The organism is Micromonospora sp. NPDC048843 (assembly GCF_040649965.1).
GTDB lineage: Bacteria > Actinomycetota > Actinomycetes > Mycobacteriales > Micromonosporaceae > Micromonospora > Micromonospora hortensis.
Genome location: NZ_JBEZGJ010000151.1, coordinates 1 through 17,803, shown reverse-complemented (window position 1 = coordinate 17,803; position 17,803 = coordinate 1). Strand labels below are relative to the sequence as shown.

At 72.0% G+C, this 17,803-nt stretch carries 16 protein-coding genes and 2 pseudogenes; 4 read left to right on the top strand and 14 right to left on the bottom strand.

Annotation, left to right across the window (positions count from 1 at the left end):
• Positions 1–913 precede the first annotated feature (913 nt).
• From AB0C20_RS27865 to AB0C20_RS27855, 3 genes are all read right to left on the bottom strand, one after another.
• Positions 914–1,543 carry a hypothetical protein gene (locus tag AB0C20_RS27865; RefSeq protein WP_238685694.1) on the bottom strand — a complete coding sequence of 210 codons (630 nt, stop codon included), beginning with the start codon at positions 1,541–1,543 and terminating at the stop codon, positions 914–916.
• Positions 1,544–1,557: 14 nt separating this feature from the next.
• Positions 1,558–3,336: a DUF4012 domain-containing protein gene (locus AB0C20_RS27860; protein WP_357188725.1), complete on the bottom strand. Its 1,779-nt coding sequence runs from the start codon at positions 3,334–3,336 to the stop codon at positions 1,558–1,560.
• 124 nt (positions 3,337–3,460) lie between these two features.
• On the bottom strand, positions 3,461–4,687 hold the full coding sequence (locus tag AB0C20_RS27855) for a glycosyltransferase family 4 protein (protein ID WP_357188723.1): 1,227 nt from the start codon (positions 4,685–4,687) through the stop codon (positions 3,461–3,463).
• Between the two features lie 168 nt (positions 4,688–4,855).
• Between AB0C20_RS27855 and AB0C20_RS27850 the strand changes: the two genes are divergently transcribed.
• Complete coding sequence (locus AB0C20_RS27850) at positions 4,856–5,410, top strand: low molecular weight phosphatase family protein (RefSeq protein ID WP_357188721.1); 555 nt, start codon at positions 4,856–4,858, stop codon at positions 5,408–5,410.
• Here the strand turns inward: AB0C20_RS27850 and AB0C20_RS27845 are convergent.
• Complete coding sequence (locus AB0C20_RS27845; protein WP_357188719.1) at positions 5,391–6,854, bottom strand: polysaccharide biosynthesis tyrosine autokinase; 1,464 nt, start codon at positions 6,852–6,854, stop codon at positions 5,391–5,393. The two genes, AB0C20_RS27850 and AB0C20_RS27845, sit on opposite strands and share 20 nt — an antisense overlap.
• A 325-nt stretch (positions 6,855–7,179) precedes the next feature.
• On the opposite strand from AB0C20_RS27845, the gene nhaA reads away from it, so the two are divergent.
• Complete coding sequence (gene nhaA, locus AB0C20_RS27840) at positions 7,180–8,544, top strand: Na+/H+ antiporter NhaA (RefSeq protein ID WP_357569069.1); 1,365 nt, start codon at positions 7,180–7,182, stop codon at positions 8,542–8,544.
• A gap of 108 nt (positions 8,545–8,652) precedes the next feature.
• On the opposite strand, the gene AB0C20_RS27835 is transcribed toward nhaA, so the two are convergent.
• The 10 genes from AB0C20_RS27835 to AB0C20_RS27790 form a co-directional block, all read right to left on the bottom strand.
• Complete coding sequence (locus tag AB0C20_RS27835) at positions 8,653–8,850, bottom strand: hypothetical protein (protein ID WP_238685700.1); 198 nt, start codon at positions 8,848–8,850, stop codon at positions 8,653–8,655.
• A 4-nt stretch (positions 8,851–8,854) separates the two neighbouring features.
• Complete coding sequence (locus tag AB0C20_RS27830) at positions 8,855–9,175, bottom strand: hypothetical protein (protein ID WP_357188715.1); 321 nt, start codon at positions 9,173–9,175, stop codon at positions 8,855–8,857.
• Positions 9,175–9,537 (bottom strand): DUF1622 domain-containing protein, encoded by a 363-nt coding sequence (locus AB0C20_RS27825; RefSeq protein WP_328654263.1) that lies wholly within the window; start codon positions 9,535–9,537, stop codon positions 9,175–9,177. Before AB0C20_RS27825 ends, AB0C20_RS27830 begins: the two co-directional genes overlap by 1 nt.
• Positions 9,538–9,576: 39 nt before the next feature.
• The gene (locus AB0C20_RS27820; protein ID WP_124816196.1) at positions 9,577–10,164 is read right to left on the bottom strand and encodes a TMEM165/GDT1 family protein; all 588 of its coding nucleotides are present in this window, start codon (positions 10,162–10,164) and stop codon (positions 9,577–9,579) included.
• Between the two features lie 217 nt (positions 10,165–10,381).
• Positions 10,382–11,347, bottom strand: coding sequence for an L-histidine N(alpha)-methyltransferase (egtD, locus tag AB0C20_RS27815; protein WP_357188713.1), 966 nt, complete (start codon positions 11,345–11,347; stop codon positions 10,382–10,384).
• Between the two features lie 20 nt (positions 11,348–11,367).
• Complete coding sequence (egtC, locus tag AB0C20_RS27810) at positions 11,368–12,144, bottom strand: ergothioneine biosynthesis protein EgtC (protein ID WP_357188711.1); 777 nt, start codon at positions 12,142–12,144, stop codon at positions 11,368–11,370.
• 43 nt (positions 12,145–12,187) lie between these two features.
• Positions 12,188–13,525: an ergothioneine biosynthesis protein EgtB gene (gene egtB, locus AB0C20_RS27805; RefSeq protein WP_357569070.1), complete on the bottom strand. Its 1,338-nt coding sequence runs from the start codon at positions 13,523–13,525 to the stop codon at positions 12,188–12,190.
• A 140-nt stretch (positions 13,526–13,665) separates the two neighbouring features.
• Positions 13,666–14,901 (bottom strand): ergothioneine biosynthesis glutamate--cysteine ligase EgtA, encoded by a 1,236-nt coding sequence (gene egtA, locus AB0C20_RS27800; RefSeq protein ID WP_357188709.1) that lies wholly within the window; start codon positions 14,899–14,901, stop codon positions 13,666–13,668.
• 155 nt (positions 14,902–15,056) lie between these two features.
• Positions 15,057–15,884 (bottom strand): hypothetical protein, encoded by an 828-nt coding sequence (locus AB0C20_RS27795; RefSeq protein ID WP_357569068.1) that lies wholly within the window; start codon positions 15,882–15,884, stop codon positions 15,057–15,059.
• 16 nt (positions 15,885–15,900) lie between these two features.
• Positions 15,901–16,548 carry an RNA polymerase sigma factor gene (locus AB0C20_RS27790; RefSeq protein WP_357188705.1) on the bottom strand — a complete coding sequence of 216 codons (648 nt, stop codon included), beginning with the start codon at positions 16,546–16,548 and terminating at the stop codon, positions 15,901–15,903.
• A gap of 522 nt (positions 16,549–17,070) precedes the next feature.
• Between AB0C20_RS27790 and AB0C20_RS27785 the strand changes: the two are divergent.
• Positions 17,071–17,709: pseudogene (locus tag AB0C20_RS27785) on the top strand (serine/threonine-protein kinase); the annotation flags it as partial.
• A pseudogene (locus tag AB0C20_RS27780) lies at positions 17,709–17,803 on the top strand (transcriptional regulator); the annotation flags it as partial. The pseudogenes AB0C20_RS27785 and AB0C20_RS27780, both read left to right, overlap by 1 nt.

The window sequence follows — 17,803 nt, the reverse complement described above, 5'->3', positions numbered from 1 at the left end:
GCTCGTGGCGCCGGGTCCATGTGTAACGACCGGCGGGCCGGGGTCATTCCGGGGTCGGCCCGTGTCGGCACCCTCATCGTGGCGGCGCCTGCGGTCGTTCGTGGTGACCGTAACGACCGGCGGGCCTAGGTCATTCCGGGGTCGGCCCGCCCGTGGGCACCCTCGTCGTGGCGGCGCCTGCGGTCGTTCGTGGTGACCGTAACGACCGAGCGCGGGTCGGCATTCCAACCTGCGCGACCAGCCTTCAGGGTCGGGCGGGCGGTCGGTGGTGCTGCGATCGTCAGGGTATGTAACGACCCCGGCCCCGCCATGATTCCGGCCCACGAGTGCACCCGACCACACCCCACAAACCCCCACCAACGGGCAAACCACCCACGCCAGCCGGGACCCTGGAGTCGAATCGCCCCTCACCCCGAATGATCCACTCGGGTTCACGGAAGTCGGGGCATCCCGGACTCCCGGACACCCCGACATCATGAAACCCGAGTCGACCATGACTGGGCTGACCGTGCAAAGGCCGCAAGGCAGACACCATGCCCTCGGAATGGCATGCGACCTCGAAAACACCGAGGATGCCCCTGGCGACCGGAAGGCATATTCTGGCCGTCCGCCCGAAAGGCATCTTCGGCCGCGCACCTTTGGCCGGGTACCGAGGCCACAGCTGGCGAGCGCACACCAAGGCCGAGACCGCACGCCGCGGCCACACCTAGCGAGCGCACACCAAGGCCGCACACCGCGGCGACACCCGACGGGCGCGCGCACCGCGGCCACATCCGACGGGCATGGCCGTACCGACGACTGCCCGATGAGACGGCGCTGACAGGCGCCATCCCTCTGAACAGGCTGACGCCCGTCGGAGTGTTCCGACGGGCGCCAGCTTGCGTGCTATCCGGGCGTAGCCCGGTGGTGTGGATTAGTGCGCCGCACCACCGAAGCGCTGGCGGCGACGCCAGGCCAGGGTCAGCAGCAGCATCACCGCTCCGGCGCCGACCAGGCCGCCGCCGAGCTTCATGGGCGTGCCGAGGCTGTCACCCGTGACGGGCAGCGGCTGCTTCTTGTGCAGCACCCGCAGCTCGGTGGTGGCGGTACGGCCGGACTCCCGGCCCGTGGCGGTGAAGGTCAGCAGACCCGTCACCGACGGCTTGTAGCTCTTGGTGAAGCGGCCCTGACCGTTTGTGTACGCCGTGAAGTGCAGGGGCGCGCTCGCCTGGTAGGCCACCGGAGCCATGGCCACGGTGCTGCCGTCGCTGCGGCGAGCCGGAGCCGCACCGCCGGCCGGAGCGGCCTGCGGAGTGACAGTCACGTTGATGTCGACGGTCTCGTTCGGGCCGAAGTTGGTGCCGGTCAGCACGACCGTCTCGCCGAGGTAGATCGTCGGCCGGTTGACGGTCAGCGACGCGGCGGTCGGCGGGTACGGCGGCGGTTGCGGCGGGTCGGTGGTCGCGGTGGGCTGCGGCTGCGGCTGTGCCGCCCCCGCTGCCGTCGGCACGGCCACCACGGCCAGGCCGACCGTGAGCGCCATGATGATGCGGGATAGCCGCATGATTTGGTTCCCTCCTACTGATCACAGCTTGGTGCGGAATGAACTTGGGTGGTCCAGGGGCTGGCGGTGGGGGTGAGCCACAGCTCGGCCTGCCCGACGCCGGTCTTGGCCGTCAGCACGGTGACCTCCAGCGCCCTCTCGGCGCCGGGGCCGACGTCGACGCTGGCCGTGGCCACCTGACGGCGGCGTTCGGTGCCGCTGCCAAGCGCCGTCTCGGCCCCGTCCAGCCGGGCCTCCAGCACCGCTCCACCAGCCGGGCTGAAGATCGACACCAACGTTCGGGCGGTGTACGGATCGCCAGCCAGGCCGAGGCCGAGCACGGATTTGCTAAGTCCGGACTTCGGCGCCGTTGAGCGCAGGGTCACCCGTAGCCGGAGCTCACGGCGGCCGTCCGACCGGCATTCGCCGACCGTCAGGTTCGCCGTCGGCCGCAGGTAGTAGCCGAGCTTCGCGCCGCTGCCGTCGTTGAGGAACACGCCGACGGTCGGCACGGTGTCCTGTTCCGGAAGCGTCCCGGCCATCCGGCTCTCGCCGAATGTCCGCTGTTCCTCAGGTCGGGCACTCCAGAACAATATCCGGCGTTCGGTGATAGCACGGTCAAATGCGGACAACAACACCCGCGGGTTGACATTCTTCTTGAAGAAGGCGTCGAACACCGCCGATGCCGACGCCGCGAAGAACTCGTCCTGCTGTTTGACGTCGAGGCTCTGGTAGCTGTCGTTGAGCAGGGTCTGCACCACCTTCTCGCTGGCGAGCGGGACACCGCCGGGCACCAGCACCGGACCTGTCGCCTTGAGCAGGTAGGACAGCACCACCGGGTCGACGGCGAGCACGCCGTCGACAGTGGTGCCGGTCTTGCGCCGGAACATCTCGCGGTACAGCGTCGCGGCGGTCGGGAAGTGCGGGGACAGGTTGACGTCGGCGGGGTAGATGCCGGGCAGGTCCGTCCAGAGGGCCCGGGTCTCGGCGGGCACCTTCAGCGCCGGGGTGAACTGACCGAGCGAGGACGTGCTGCCCTGCTTGCCCATCTTGACCTTGCCGTTCTCCGCCTCGATCATCGCGTACGCGCCGAACATGCCGCCCGTGGCGCGCAGCTCGGCGAGGTTCTGCGAGACGAGCAGGTAGCGGCGGGGACCGTTCGCTCCCAGCAGCGACGGGAGGAGGCGGGCGCCCTGGTCGGCAGCCGTGGTGAGGCTGGCCAGCCGGTCGATCTCGTCGCGCAGGTCGCTCAGCGCCTGCCGGATCTGGCTGACCAGGCTGTCGGCCGGCACCGCAGCCAGGTTCTGGCGGGTACGTTGCACCGACTCGTGCACCCCGGTCAGCTCCGTGGAGACGGCGGCGAGCCGGGCGAGGTCCACCCCGCCGCCGGTCGGCACCAGGCTGGCCAGGTCCGTCCGGAGCAGGGTCGGGAACGCGTGCCGGGCCAGTTCGTCGATGGCGACGGCGATCTGCGCGACGGCGTCGAGGTCGTCGCCGGCGATCGGCGTACGCCGTCCGAGCTGCCAACTCGGGTCGGCCGTTGCCGAGCGGGCCGCGCCGGCCTGCTCCTGAAGGGCGGCGAGCGTCCGCAGGGCACGATCGGTGTCTCCACCGACGATCTGGGCGCTCAACTCTCGGGCCAGGCCAGCGGCGTTGAGCAGGTGGGTGCGCGCCTGCCAGCCGCGGAAGCCGATCCACCCCGCGGTCGCCAGTAGCAGCGAGCCGACCACCAGGGCGCCAAGGAGCGCCCGCCGCAGTCGGGCTCGCCGACGACGCCGGGACCGGCTCCGCCGCCGGATCGGACGTTCGCTCACCGTCACACCTAACTCCCATTCGCGGAACCGGACAGAAGGTCGATTCCCTGACGTTCTTAGCACGTCTCAGGGAAGTTCATACCGTTATTGCGTTTGTCGTCCTTTAAGCGAGTTTCCTTCGCAGTTACGTGGCGGGCTCTGCGACCCGTCCGGCCGCCTCGTGCAACAGCCGTTCGATCTGGTCCACGCCGGCGGGCAGCGACATCTCGCGCAGGTACGCGGCCCGCCCCCGGCGACCCATCTCCGTACGGGTGGGCGGCGGAATGGTGGCGGCCAACCAGAACCTGTCGGCCAGCGCCGCCCAGTCCTCGGGCGGGCAGGACAAACCAGCCCGAACCCGTTCGACCAACTCGGCCGTGTCCCCGCCGGCGGAGGCGATCACCGGCGCGGCGCAGGAGAGCGCGGCCTGGAGTTTGCCGGGCACAGTGCCGCGCAGCTCCGGAAGATCGCGCGACATGACCAGCTGGTAGTCGGCGGCGGCGTACAGCTCGGGCATGTCGACCGGCGACCGCCGCTCCAGGAAACGGACGTTCTCCGCGCCCAGCTCGGCGGCGAGCCCCCGCACCCGCCGCTCCGCCGCGCCCGAACCGACCAGGACCAGATCCATCGTCCGGTCCAGTGCCGCGGCCGCACGGACCGCGGTCTCCAGCCCCTGCCGCGCCCCAATGGTGCCGGCGTGCATCACCACGCACCGACCGTCGCGACGAACCAGCTGGCGGGCCGCCGCGCCGGGTGTCGCCGGGTAGAAGATCCGCTCGTCGGTCCAGTTCAGCACGAGCCGGACCCGGCCCGGATCGGCGCCGGCGGCGACCACCAGGTCCCGCATCGACGGCGCCGCGACAGCGATTCGCGCCGCGGTCCGGTAGAGCCGGGTCATGGTGCTGCCCATCCGCGCCGCCCAGCGCCCCTCGCCCCCCTCGTCCGCGCCATCGCGGGTCCAGACGTCCTGCACGTGCAGCACCGCTGGCACCCGCCCGAGCAACCGGAGCACCCCGGCGGCGGCGAACGTCGTCGCCGGCAGTTGAAAGACGTAGAGCGCGTCCACGTCACCCAGGAACCGGCGTGCGACCAGCCCCGCACTGCCGGCGAAGGAGAGGTAACTGGCCATCCGGCCACCGACTGACGCGGCACCCCCGGGGTACCGGGGCACCCGTCGGACACTCAGCCGTTGGCTGTGCGTCTCGTGGTGCCACCGCTGTCGCCAGCCGGGATAGACATGGCCACCGGGGTAGTCCGGAAAGCCGGTGAGGACCCGTACCTCGTGTCCACGCGCGGCCAACTCCTCGGCGAGACTCCCCGGGATGAATGCCGGCTCGGGCGGAAAGTGGTACGACAGGATGCCGATCTTCACCGGTGCGCCCCCGTCCCACAGGGATCGCCGGCGACCGGCGCGGCACCACGACCGGCCGGCGTCTGGCGCGCGTACGATTCCGACAACCCCTCCCCGCACGGCCACCGGCGTCGACGCACCGCCCCCGCGGTGCGGGCATCTGTGTCCGTACCGATGAGAGGGGCACCGATGGCTGATCGCGTGTTGTTCGTCTGCCACGCCAACCTGTGCCGGTCACCGATGGCCGAGTACCTGGCCCGCCGGCTGCTGGCCGACCGACCCGTCGAGGTGGCCAGCGCCGGCACCGACGCGATCGACGGGTTGGGTATGCACCCGTACGCCCTGGAGGTCGCGACCGAGAGCGGCGCGGACCCGGCGGCCTTCCGGACCCGGGGATTGCGCCCCGAGTACCTGGTCGACGCGACGCTCGTGCTGACAGCGACCCGACGCCAACGCTCGGTCTGCACCGCGTTGGCGCCGGGAGCGCTGCACCGGACGTTCACGCTGCGCCAGTTCGGCCGGCTGGCCGCGGCGGCCGACCCGCCCGTCGACTCGGCCGACGACCCGCTGCGGGCGGCGATCGTCGCCGCCGCCCAGGCCCGGGGACGGCTGCAACCCGCCGCCCCGGACGAGGACGACCTTCGGGACCCCATCGGCGGTACCGCGGCCGACTTCCGACGCTGCGCCGAGGAGATCGAACGGTCGCTGCGACCCCTCGCCGCGCTCATCGGGGCAGCCGGGTGAGTTCCTGGGTGTGGTCGGGGACTCCGTTGACCCCGTCGGCGGTCGCGCTGTGCCGGCCGGACGCGGCCCGGTCGGCCGGCACCGACGTCTCGGTCGGCGACGCCACCACCCGGTAGGCCTCGTACTGGTACGCCTCAGCCTTGGCCACCTTGGCCATGTTGAGCACACAGCCGAGCAGCCGGACCGAGACCGAGTGCAGTGACCGGGCCGCCGCGGCGACCTGGGTCCGCGAGGTACGGCCCTGCTGGGTCACCAGCAGCGCGCCGTCGGCCTGCACGGCCACCACCACGCCGTCGGTCACCGCGAGCAGCGGCGCGGTGTCGATGATCACGATGTCCGCCGACTCGCGCAGCGCCAGCAGCAGGTCCGACATGGCCTTGGAGCCGAGCAGCTCGCTCGGGTTCGGCGGGGCCGAGCCGCTGGGCAGCACCAGCAGCGACTTGTCGCCCCAGCGCTGTACGACGTCGCCGACCTTCACGTCGCCGACCAGCACGTCGGTGAGGCCGACGCCGGCGTCCAGGCCCAGGTAGTCGTCGACCTTCGGGCGGCGCAGATCGGCGTCGACAAGCAGCACCCGCCAGCCCGCCTCCGCCAACGCGATGGCCAGGTTGCAGGAGAGCGTGGTCTTACCCTCGCCCTGAAGGGCGCTGGTCACCGCGATGACCCGGGCCGGCTCGTGGACGTCCACGAAGCGCAGGTTGGTCCGCAGCTTGCGGACCGCCTCGGCGCGCGCCGAGGTCGCGGCGTCGCCCACGATGAGCGGAGCGCTGCGGGCGTTGGCCTCGAACGGAATCTCACCGAGCAGCGGGCTGCCGGTGGCGCGTTGCAGGCCGGCGGCGTCGCGCAGTCGGACGTCGGCGACGCCGCGCAGGATCGCCAGACCGATGCCGAGGAGCAGGCCGACCAGGCCGCCGAGGGTGAGGTTGCGGACCGGCTGCGGCGAGACGGGGTTGGCGCTGACCCGCGGGCCACTGACCACCTCGATCTTGATGGGCGCCTTGCCCTCCGGCGTCGTCTCCACCTTCTGTACGAGTTCGACGAACTTGTTGGCGAGGCTCTCCGTCACGCGCAACGCGCGGGTCTGGTCGGTGTCGGTGACCGATGCCCGCAGCAGGACGGTGCCGGTCTCGGTGGAGGTGCTCACCCGGCGCTGCACCTCGTCGGCGGTGAGGCCAACCGGAGTTTCGGCCACCACGCTCTGCGCCAGCCGGTCGCTGCTGAGCAGGTCGGCGTACGACTTGACACGCTGCTGGAGGAAGAGCCCGCCCTGGTAGGCGTCGGTGACGCCGGTGTTGGGGGTGGTGACGAAGAAGGTCACCGAGGCGACGTACCGAGGTTGGGCCCGTACGGTCAGGAACGCCGAGACGCCGAGAGCCACCATGACCGTGACCAGCGCGACCCACCAGTGCCGACGCACGTGGCGCAATTGGCGGAGCAGGTCCATCAGGAGCGCCCCCGTGCCGGTCCGGTTACGGCAAAGAACTTCACGAAAACCCCCAAGGTCGTCTCTAAACTCGTGAAACCATTAAAGCCGTTCATACGGCTTATGTCCGGAGTTACCTATATTCCGGCGGCGAGATGTGCGCCCGCATGACCAACCCGACAAACGTCCATTCGGCAGCGGCGACAGCGGGGAAAAGTCGAAGACCGATCGGACAGCGTCCGATCGGCCCAGCGGTCGCCGCCGACCGCGCCGCCGGATAGGGTCGACAGCGGTGTGCCGGGAAGTCTGGTCGGCGAGTGGATTCCTGCCGTCCCGACTCCTGTAGGTGAGCCCGAAGTTGACCACCCCCACCCCGCCGTCCGGCGCACGTCCGCCGAAGACCCGGCTGTTCTCCCGATCGTCCTGGCCACAGGCCCGGCACCTGGCCGACGTGCTGCGCACCGAGACCGTCGGTGGCGCGCTGCTGCTGTCAGGTGCCGTGATCGCGCTGGTCTGGGCAAACTCCCCGTGGTCCGACTCGTACGCCCGCCTCGGTGATGTGGTGCCCTGGCCCGGCGCGCCCTGGCACCTCGACCTGAATCTGGCCACCTGGGCGGCGGACGGCCTGCTGGCCATCTTCTTCTTCGTTGTGGGCCTGGAGCTCAAACGGGAGTTCGTCGCCGGTGACCTCCGCGATCCGCGCCGAGCCGCGCTGCCGATAGCTGCCGCGCTCGGCGGGATGCTGCTGCCGGCGCTGATCTACGTGGCGGTGGTGCTGAGCGGGGGCGGGGAGGGCCTGCGCGGGTGGGCCATTCCGACCGCCACCGACATCGCATTCGCGCTCGCCGTGCTCGCTGTGGTCAGCTCACATCTGCCCCAGGGCCTCCGCGCATTCCTGCTCACCCTCGCGGTGGTCGACGACCTGTTCGCGATCACCATCATCGCGATCTTCTACACCGCCGATTTCCACCCCGTGCCGCTACTCGCCGCGTTCGCGCCGATCGCGCTCTTCGCGGTGCTGGTGCAGCGGGGACGCACCTGGTGGTGGGCGCTGATCCCGCTCGCGATCGCCGCCTGGACACTGATGCACGCCTCGGGCGTGCACGCCACTGTCGCCGGTGTCCTGCTCGGCTTCACGGTCCCGGTGCTCGCCCGTCGGCCGGCTGGCCAGCCGGCCACCGCGAGCGCGGAGGCGGGCGAGGATGGGCTCGCCGCCCGGCTGGAACACCGCTGGCGGCCGGTGTCGGCCGGCTTCGCGGTGCCGATCTTCGCCCTCTTCGCCGCCGGGGTCACCCTGCGCGGCACCGACCTGGGCGCCCTGCTGAGCGACCCGATCGTGATCGCCATCGTCGCCGCCCTGGTGTTCGGCAAGAGCATCGGCATCTTCGGCTCGACGTACCTGCTGGCCCGGTTCACCCGCGCCGAACTGGACGAGGACATCACCTGGGCCGACCTGCTCGGGATCGCCCTGCTGGCCGGCGTCGGCTTCACCGTCTCGCTGCTCATCGGCGACCTGGCGTTCGGGGCGGGCAGCACAACCGACGACCGGGTCAAGGCGGCCGTGCTGCTCGGCTCGGTGATCTCCGCCGGGTTGGCCGCCGCGGTGCTCAGCCGCCGCAACGCGGCGTACCGGAGGGTGGCGGAGAAGGAGCGGCTGGACGCTGACGGGGATGGCGTACCCGACGTCTACCAGCACCCCGACGCACGCTGAACGCGCCGACGCGCCGGGGTTGACGCGAAGCGTCGAGGGGTGGCGCGGCGCGGCGAGCGCGGGTTCGCCGTCGTGCCGCGCCACCGCACCACTGGCGCGGGTTTGCGCTCAGTGGCGACGGTCGGCGGGCGGCAGGTCCTCGGTCTCCTCGACCAGCGCCTCGGCCGTCGGCGCGGTGAGGTCGTCGCCCGGCACCGCCACCGCCTCGACGCGATCCTGCTCGTCGGGCTTCCCGCCAGGCGGCGGCTCCGGGGCGGTGGCACCGCCGGCGTAGCCGTACTCGTTCGGTTCGTCGTGCCGGCTCATGTGGTCATCCTCCCGCTTTTCCCGTTTCACCTGTCGAGGCCAACGGTAGGTGGTGATCGTCCTCGGCGCAGCGTGCCGGGGATTGTCGGCCGGACCATGGGGGTGGGTGGCTGAGCGCCGCCCCGAGCAGCTGACGCAGGGCGATGATCGCCACCGCGCCGGCCAGGCCGTTCCAACCCGGTTCGCCGGCGAGCCGGAGCAGGCCGGCCGCGGTGAGGAGGTCCAGCAGGACCCGAACGCCGCTGCGCAGCGCCCCGGTGGTGAGCGTGGTGAGCACCCCGGCGACCAGCGCCAGGGCGGTAACCGCCGTGACCAGGGTGCCCATCACTGTCGACGCTCCCCCTCGGCCACCTGACGCTGCTCCTGACGGATCTCGCGGCCCAGGAAGTAGTTCAGCGCCGTTCGGATCGTCGCGATGGCGGCCAGTTGGCCGATCTGCGTGAAGGACGGGGACACCGCCGTGCGCAGCACGTCGGCCGCCAGTTGAAATTCCAGGCCGAGGGTCAGAAAGCGGCCGAGCGAGAGCCGGATCGGCGTGAAGCGGGCGGCGCTGCGGTGTCGTAGCCCTTCGACCACGAACCGCACCGCCGCCCACACCGCGCCAACGAAGATCACCAGCGCGCCGGCCACCTCGACCACGGCAACCAGCACCTGGTCGCCCTGGCGCAACAACTCGGCCGGCTCCACCCCGGGCCGTTACCCGCCCTCCGGGCAGCTAGTCGGCGCTCAGGTCAGCTCGTTCACCGCTTCCAGGATCAGCCAGAGACCGGAGATGGCGAAGAGGATCGCCGCACCGTACTTGATGGTCTTCTCCGGCAGCCGCCGGCCGAGCATCCGGCCGACCAGGATGGCCAACGCGTCCGCGGCGACCATGCCGATGGTGGAGCCGAGCCAGGTGCCGAACCAGCCGTACTTGGTGGCGAGCGTGATCGTGGCGAGCATCGTCTTGTCGCCCAGCTCGGCGAGGAAGAACGCCACCGACACCGCAACGATCGCGGTCTTGCTGGTCTTCTCCGCCTTGCGCTTCTCCTCCTCGGTGAGCTTGTCACCGCGCAACGTCCACGCACCGAACCCGAGGAACGCCACGCCGGCAACCAGGGAGATCCACTCGGTCGGCAGCACCGCCCCGAGACCCACGCCGATGGCGACCGACGCCAGGTGCACCACAGCTGTGGCGACCGTGATGCCGATCAGCACCGGAATCGGTTTGAACCGCGTGGCGAAGGTCAGCGCCATCAGCTGGGACTTGTCCCCCAGCTCGGCGACGAAGATGACGCCGAAGCTGATGACCAGCGCGGCGAAAAATCCCTCCATGACGTCCTTCCCGTTCACGCCGGGAGGAGGTACAGGGGCGCCCTCGACCCGGCTGCAACAGCCTGAGTCGAAGGTCTCGCCCGCCCCGAGAGAACCGGGGCCGCGTGGCCGGATGCGGAACGCACCAGTATGTCGACCACGACATTGGGGGCTACTCCCCTTCGCGTGGTCAGCCTATCGGATCACCGTCCGGCCCGGCCGAGCCGGGTGAACAGGCTCACCGCGCCCGCGCCAGCGTGACACCGAAGAGCGCGTCCGGGTCGGTCCAGAACTCCGCCGTGGCGAAGCCTGCCGTGGCCAGCTCCGCGGCGATCCCCTGCCGGTGGAACTTCGCCGAGACCTCGGTGCGCAGCTCCTCCCCCGCCGCGAAATCGACTGTCAGCCCCAGCACCCGCACACTCATCGGCCGGGTCGCCCGCAACCGCATCTCGATCCACTCGTTGTCGGGATCCCACACCGCGACGTGCTCGAACGCGGCCGGGTCGAAATCGGCGCCCAACTCCCGATTGATCACGTGCAGCACGTTCCGGTTGAACTCGGCGGTGACCCCGGCGGCGTCGTCGTAGGCCGGCACGATCACCGACGGGTCCTTCACCAGGTCCGTGCCGAGCAACAACCAGTCGCCGACCTCCAGCGCGGCGCGCATCGCCGTCAGGAACTCGGCCCGCTCGGCGGGCAACAGGTTGCCGATGGTGCCGCCGAGGAACACCACCAACCGCCGACCGCCGGTGGGCAGCCGGTCCAGTTGCCGGGTGAAGTCCCCCACGATGCCCCGCACCCGCAGGCGGGGATAGTCGGCCGCGATCTGGGCGGTGGACCCGCGCAGCGCGCTGACCGACACGTCGAGAGGGACGAACGTGCCCAGCCCACCGCGGCGGGTGAAGGCGTCCAGCAGCAGCCGGGTCTTCTCCGACGAGCCGGAGCCCAACTCGATGAGCGTCTTGGCCCCGGTCAGCGTCGCGATGTCGGGAGCGTGCGCGGCCAGCACGGCCCGCTCGGCCCGGGTCGGGTAGTACTCGGGCAGTCGGGTGATCTCCTCGAAGAGTTCGCTGCCCCGGGCGTCGTAGAACCACTTCGGCGGCAGCGATTTCGGCTCGGCGCTCAGCCCGGCCCGGACGTCGTCGCGCAGGCCGCGCTCCAGGTCACCCTCTTCGAGGTAGATCTCCAGGGGTTCCGCGGTCATCGGTTCGCTCCTCTGTTCGATCAACCGTTGCGTGCCTGCCCGGCGCGGCTCACCGGGGTCGGCAGTGGATGTACCCGCACCTCACCCGCGGTGGCGACGACGAGGTGCCCCTCCGGCACCGGCCGCCACCGGGGATCGTCGTCGTGTGGCTCGGAGGCGAGCAGCACCGAACGCGGCGTCTCGCGGACCGACAACGCGTGCCCGGCCACGCTGGCCACCACCTGGTGCCCGTCGGTGAGCAGCAGGTTGAGCCGCGACCCGGGGGCGGCGGCGGCGACGTCGGTCACCGTCCGCCCGACCGCGTCGACCGGGTCGGCACCAGCGCGCAACCGATGCCGCACCAGCGCCCAGAGCAGCGCCGAGTCGGTGGTGGCGTCCAGGGTGAGCAGGTCACGCACCGGCAGACCGGCGGCGAGCGGCACCACGGCGTCGGGCCAGCCGCGGACCACACCGTTGTGGCTGAACAGCCAGCGCCCCTCGGCGAAGGGCGCCGCCGCGCCGTCGAGCACCGCCATCCCGACGGTGGCCGAGCGCACCGCCGCCACCACCGCCGCGCTGCGGGTCACCGCCGCCAGTTGGGCGATCGTCGGGTCGCTCCAGATCGGCTGCGCCCGCCGGTACCGCACCGGCTCACCCTCACCCGGGTACCAGCCGACACCGAACCCGTCGGCGTTGATCGTGCCGCCGCCGCGCATGTCGCGGGGCGCCCAGGACTGGCGTACCAGCGAGTGCGGAGGGTCGAACAACAGCTCGGCAAGGGTGACCGGCGGCCCCAGGTAGGCCAGGTGGCGACACATCAACGCCCCCGGCCCGCCGCCGGGCCGCCGGTCGTGCGGCGACTCACCGGTACGACTCGTCCGGTCGCGCGTCCCGGGCGCAGCGAAAACCGCTGAAGATCTGCCGGCGAATCGGATAGTCCCAGTTACGGAAGGTGCCCCGGCAGGCGGAGCGGTCGGTGCCGAACGAGCCACCGCGCAACACCCGGTGGTCGCCGCCGAAGAAGACCTCCGAGTATTCGCGATAGGGGAACGCGGCGAACCCCGGATGCCCGTCGAACGCGGTCGAGGTCCACTCCCAGACGTCGCCGATGAGCTGGTGCACCCCCGACGGCGAGGCGCCGGCCGGGTACGCGCCCACCGGCGCCGGACGCAGATGGCGCTGGTCGAGGTTGGCGTGCGCCTCGGTCGGGTCGTCGTCCCCCCAGGGGTAACGGCGCGACCGCCCGGTCGTCGGATCCCACCGGGCCGCCTTCTCCCACTCCGCCTCGGTCGGCAGCCGCTTGCCGGCCCACGCCGCGTACGCCTGCGCCTCGTACCAGCACACATGCACCACAGGCTCGTCGGCGCGGACCCGCGCCCACTGACCGAAGCGCCGATACGACCAGTCGTCGCCGTCGGAACGCCAGTGCATCGGGGCGCTGAGCTGCTCCCGAACCCGATGCTCCCAGCCCGCCGTGCTCCACCAGCGCTGGTCGGTGTAGCCGCCGTCGGCGATGAAGGCCGCGTACTGGCCGTTGGTCACCGGGGCGGCGTCGATGACGTACGCCGGGAGGTCGACCCGGTGCGCCGGGCGTTCGTTGTCCAACGCCCACGGATCGGTGTCGGTGCCCATTGTGAACTCACCGGCCGGCACCAGCACCTCCGCGCCGACCCGGACCGACGGCTCGGGCGGCGCCGGGGCGTGCAGCACCGCCGGCCCCGAGCGCAACTGGTGGGTGGCGAGCATGGTCTCGTCGTGCTGCTGCTCGTGCTGCACGATCATGCCGAAGGCGAACCCGTCGGCGACCAGCGGCCGCTCGGTGAAGGTCACCGCGCCGAGCAGGTCGTGCACCTTGTCCCGGACGGTGGCCAGGTAGGCGCGCGCCTCCGCGGCCGGCAACAGGGGAAGCGCGGGGCGGTCCCGGCGCGGCTGCTTGAACGCGTCGTACAACTCGTCGATGTCACACCGGACCGGCTCCCGACCCCCGACGTCCCGGACCAACCAGAGCTCCTCCTGGTTACCGACATGGGCGAGGTCCCAGACCAACGGCGACATCAGCGGTGAGTGCTGGCGCGTCAGGTCGGCGTCGTCGACCACCTCGGTCAGCAACGCGGTGCGGGCACGGGCCCGCGCCAACTCCACAGCGATGTGGTCGCGCAACTGCTCGCCGTCGACCCGGCCCGCCCGCGACGCTCGCAGAACCGGCTCACTCCTCGCGCTCACCGGGCCGTCCTCCGTTCGCGACTGCGAGGCTCGCAACCCCGGCTCACTCCTCGCGCTCACTGGGCCGTCCTCCGTTCGCGACTGCGAGGCTCGCAACCCCGGCTCACTCCTCGCGCTCACTGGTCTCTCCTCTCTGCGGCGGCCAGCCGCCGGCGTACCCCTCGCCGGATCTCGTCGTCGGTGCTGGCCGACAGCTCCAGTCGGGGCATGGTGCTCAGGGCCAGGTCGAGCAGGGCCGCCGCGGCGGCGGCCAACGCCGGGTCGCCCAGGCCGTGCCGAGCGGCGGCCGACCAGCGGTGCGCCACCGGCGCTGCGATCGTGTACGCCTCGCGCACGGTGCCCGGGTCATCGAACAGGGCGGTCAGCACCGCCAGTGGCAGCCGCCAGCCGCGACCGGGTTGGGCGTCCAGGTAGCGCAGCTCCAGGTAGCCGCGCGGCCGCACCGGCGGAAAGAGGGTGCTGACGTGGTAGTCGAGGTCGTCGGTGGTGGGCGGTTGTGGCAGCGCGCCGTCGAGCCAGTCGGCGAAGGTCACCCCGGGCGGCGCGGCCCAGTCGGCGCTGTGCCGGCGCAGACAGAGCAGCGGCGCGGCGAGCACGTAGCTGATCCAGGCGTCGGTCGGATCGTCCTCCGCCCCTGAGGGCGACCAGACCGGGCGGGTCCGAGCCGGGTCGATGGCCAGCCAGGCGGCCATCCGGGCGGAGGCCCAACCGGTGCGCCGCCCGGCGTGTCGAGCGGCGGAGGCGAACGCCGCGAGCAGCGGGGGCCCGACCGCGTGGGCCGCGGCCCAGCGGCCAGCGACCTGGTCCGGCTCACCGGCGTCGAGGCAGATCTGCAGGCCGGCGGTGCTGTACATCATCGTGCGGCCGGCCGGCCCGTGGCGGTCGAAGGCTCCGCGCATCGCGCGGTAACGGGGGGTTTCCACCACCGGGCGGGGCCGTCGGTGGGGGTCGATGCCGCTGCTGCCGAGGATCAGCCCGGCGGCGGCCAGCAGGTCGGTGACCTGGGCGATGTCGGCCTCGGTGGCGCGGATCAACGCGGCGACCGAGGGGCGGGGCGGGGTGGAGATCTCCACCTGGCCACCCGGCTCCAGGGTGACCATGCCGCCGTGTCGCAGCGGCTCGGCTGGGCTGGTGGCATCCAGCGTGGCGGGGCTATGCCGCCCCAGCGCCGCCCGCAGCCGCGTCGCGTCGACGGGGCGGGCGGGATCGGCGGCGTCGTGCACGGTCCATTCCAGTTCGACGCCGGTATGGGTGGGTGGGCCGGTCTTGAAGCAGATCCGGGCGAGGTGTCGGACTGCGGCTGCGGACTCGTGCAGGATGGCGCTGCGGTCCAGGTCGGATGACGTCACCAAGGGTCTGGCCCCCTCTCCGTGTGCCGGGTCCGGCACACTGTGCCACCGTAAACCCACCCACCGACACCGTCGGGGGCGTGCACGGTGCCACCAACCTCTGTCTAACAGACGAATTTCCGAAGCAGGGCGGAACCAAACCGCTCCACCACCGCCGGTCAGCCGTCGGCGGGGTGGCCCGGTCGCGGCGGTGACGGCGGGGCCTTCCCCGATGGGGACGGCTTGCCCTTCGCCGACTCGGAGGGCGTGGCCTTCGCCGGCTCGGACGGCTTCGTCTCGGGTACCAGCCGCTGGCAGTACGCCTCGACCTCGGCGGGGCCGCCAGCGGCGGTCACCAGCTTCTGGAAGGCCGGCGTGCGTAGTGCCTTCTCCCGCTGCTCGGGCTTCTTCGCCCGCCACGCGCGGCACAGTCCGTGCACCTGGCCGACGGTAGTGGGACTGGCCGGCGGCGTGGCGGTGACGGACGGCGGCGCACCCGGCGGCGACGGGACGCCGGGGCCCACCGACCGACCGGGCTCGGCCGACCGGGATGCGCCCTGGTGCGGCGAGGGTGACGGGCGCGACGGTGCCGGTGCGACCGGGTCCGGCCCTCGGTCTCGGGTGACCGCGGCGAAGGCGGCTCCCGCGGTGGCGGTAGCCGCCACCGCGCCGATCCAGGCCACCGCGCCGGTGGTCATCCGGCGACGGCGTGGCCGCTGCGGCACGGCCGGCGCCGGGTTGGCCCGGGCGGCCCGGAACGCGGCCACCGCGGCGTCCTCCCCGGCCAACTCGCCCGGGCGGACGGGACCGGCCGCCGCGGCGAGCAACGCGGCCACCGGCTCGACCGGGGGCACGTTCCGGGCGCTCAGGTGCGCCTCAGGTGAGTACGCGCCCACGTCTGTGGGCGTGGCGGAGGGGTCCTGCCCCAGCGTGGCGTCCACCCGGGCAGGGACCGCGTCGAGCAGCCGCTCGGTGTCGGCGTGCTCGGCCCGCCGGAACGGGTTCATCGGGAGTCCCCTCACGTCAGCCGTCCGCCGGTTCGACGTGCGATGCCCGAAGGGCGGGGCCGCTCCCCGCGCGCGGCGGTGGCACCCCCTCGACCCCGACCGACGACTCGGCCGGGCTCTGCCGCTCCAGCAGGACCGCGAGCCGGCGTAGGCCACGGTGAGCGGCGGTCCGCACGGCACCGGCCCGGCGGCCCAACACCCGGCCGGCGGATCCGGCGTCCAGCCCGATCACGGCCCGCAGCAGGACGGCTTCGGCCTCTCGGGGCGGGAGGGTGGCGATCAGCGCGAGGGCGGTCTCGGTGCCGAGCGTCTCGCTGGCTCGCTCGGCGGTGTCCGCGTCGCTGGCCAGCTCGACGAGCGCCTGCACCGGGACCGGGAGCGAAGGCCGGCGGCGCATCCGGCGCAGGTGGTCCATCGCGCGGTTACGGGCGATGGTGACCGCCCAGGCCCGGAACTCGCCCCCGGTGAAGCCGGGCAGGTCACGGGAGATCTGGAGCCAGGTCTCGGAGGCGACGTCCTCGGCGTCGGCCCCGACGAGCGCGGTCAGGTACCGCAGCAGCCCGGGCTGGAGGCTGCGGTAGAGAGAGCGGAACGCCTCCTCGTCCCCAGCCTGCGCGGCGGTCACCACCTCCGACAGGTCGGCGGTCATGAGCGGCCCACGCATCGTTCGGGGCGTGTCGGCCCGACCAACCGGGCTGGCGCACAGCACGCGGCACGAGTCGTCCGCCCGATCAGCACCAGCACCGCACCGCCCTCCACCGCTCTGATCGTGCCCGCGACAACGATTGTCGGGGCGGCGTGTCCGGGGCCAACGCCAGGGTGGTCGATCGGCGCGCAGCGCGCCGAGGTAGCCGGGAGGGCCCGAGCCGGGCTAACGCTAAGAGGGGGCTCACGAAGCGACAAGTCGGCGTCGTGTCACGGAAGAGTGACAATTATCAACCCGGCGCGACGGCGCGTCGTCGTAACGGCCGGTACGCAACAGACGCCAACCAGGCCTGGAGGCGGTTTCTTGCCACCGTCGACGGCCCGAGCGACGGAAATAGTCGCTTTTTGTGACACCGCACATCCACAGCGTCACGAAGGGCGAGCGTCCACACAGGTCAGGCCGGATCAGCCAGTCTGAACCAGCCGCCCGGCGGCCCTGCCGCGGCGCGCCGCCCCGCGCCACTCTAGGTACGGTAATGCGGTGTTGTCATCGGAGGTCGTGCTCAGCGGTCGCTACCGCTTGGACGAACGTGTCGCCACGGGCGGCATGGGCGACGTTTGGCGTGCCTCCGACCTGATCCTCGGCCGACAGGTCGCGGTCAAGGTTCTCCTGCCGGCGCTGGTCTCCGATCCCGATTTCATCGCCCGGTTCCGCGCCGAGGCGCGGATCATGGCGGCGCTGCGGCACCCCGGCATCGTGCAGGTCTTCGACTGCGGTGCGGACGACCTCCCCGACGGCGGGCGGGCGGACTACCTCGTCATGGAGTTCGTCGCCGGCGAGCCGTTGTCCAAGCGGATCGAGGCGGCCGGGCGGCTCGACGTGGCCGAGACGATGTCGATCGTGGCCCAGGCGGCGGCGGCGCTCAACGCGGCGCATCGCGGCGGCATCGTGCACCGCGACGTCAAGCCCAGCAACCTGCTGGTGCAGGAGGACGGCACCGTCGTCCTGGTGGACTTCGGCGTGGCCCGCTCCACCGACATCACCAGCATCACCAGCACCAACGCGGTGCCGGGCACCGCTCTCTACATGGCTCCCGAGCAGGCCGCCGGTCGGCCGGTCAGCGGTGCCACCGACATCTACGCCCTGGGCGCGGTCACCTACTGCTGTCTGACCGGCAGCGGGTACTGCGGCTGACCGCGCGAATCGCTGGCAACGCGGTACCCCGATCTTCGTACTTCAGCTACCGATACCCCGACCCGAGCGATCCAGTGAT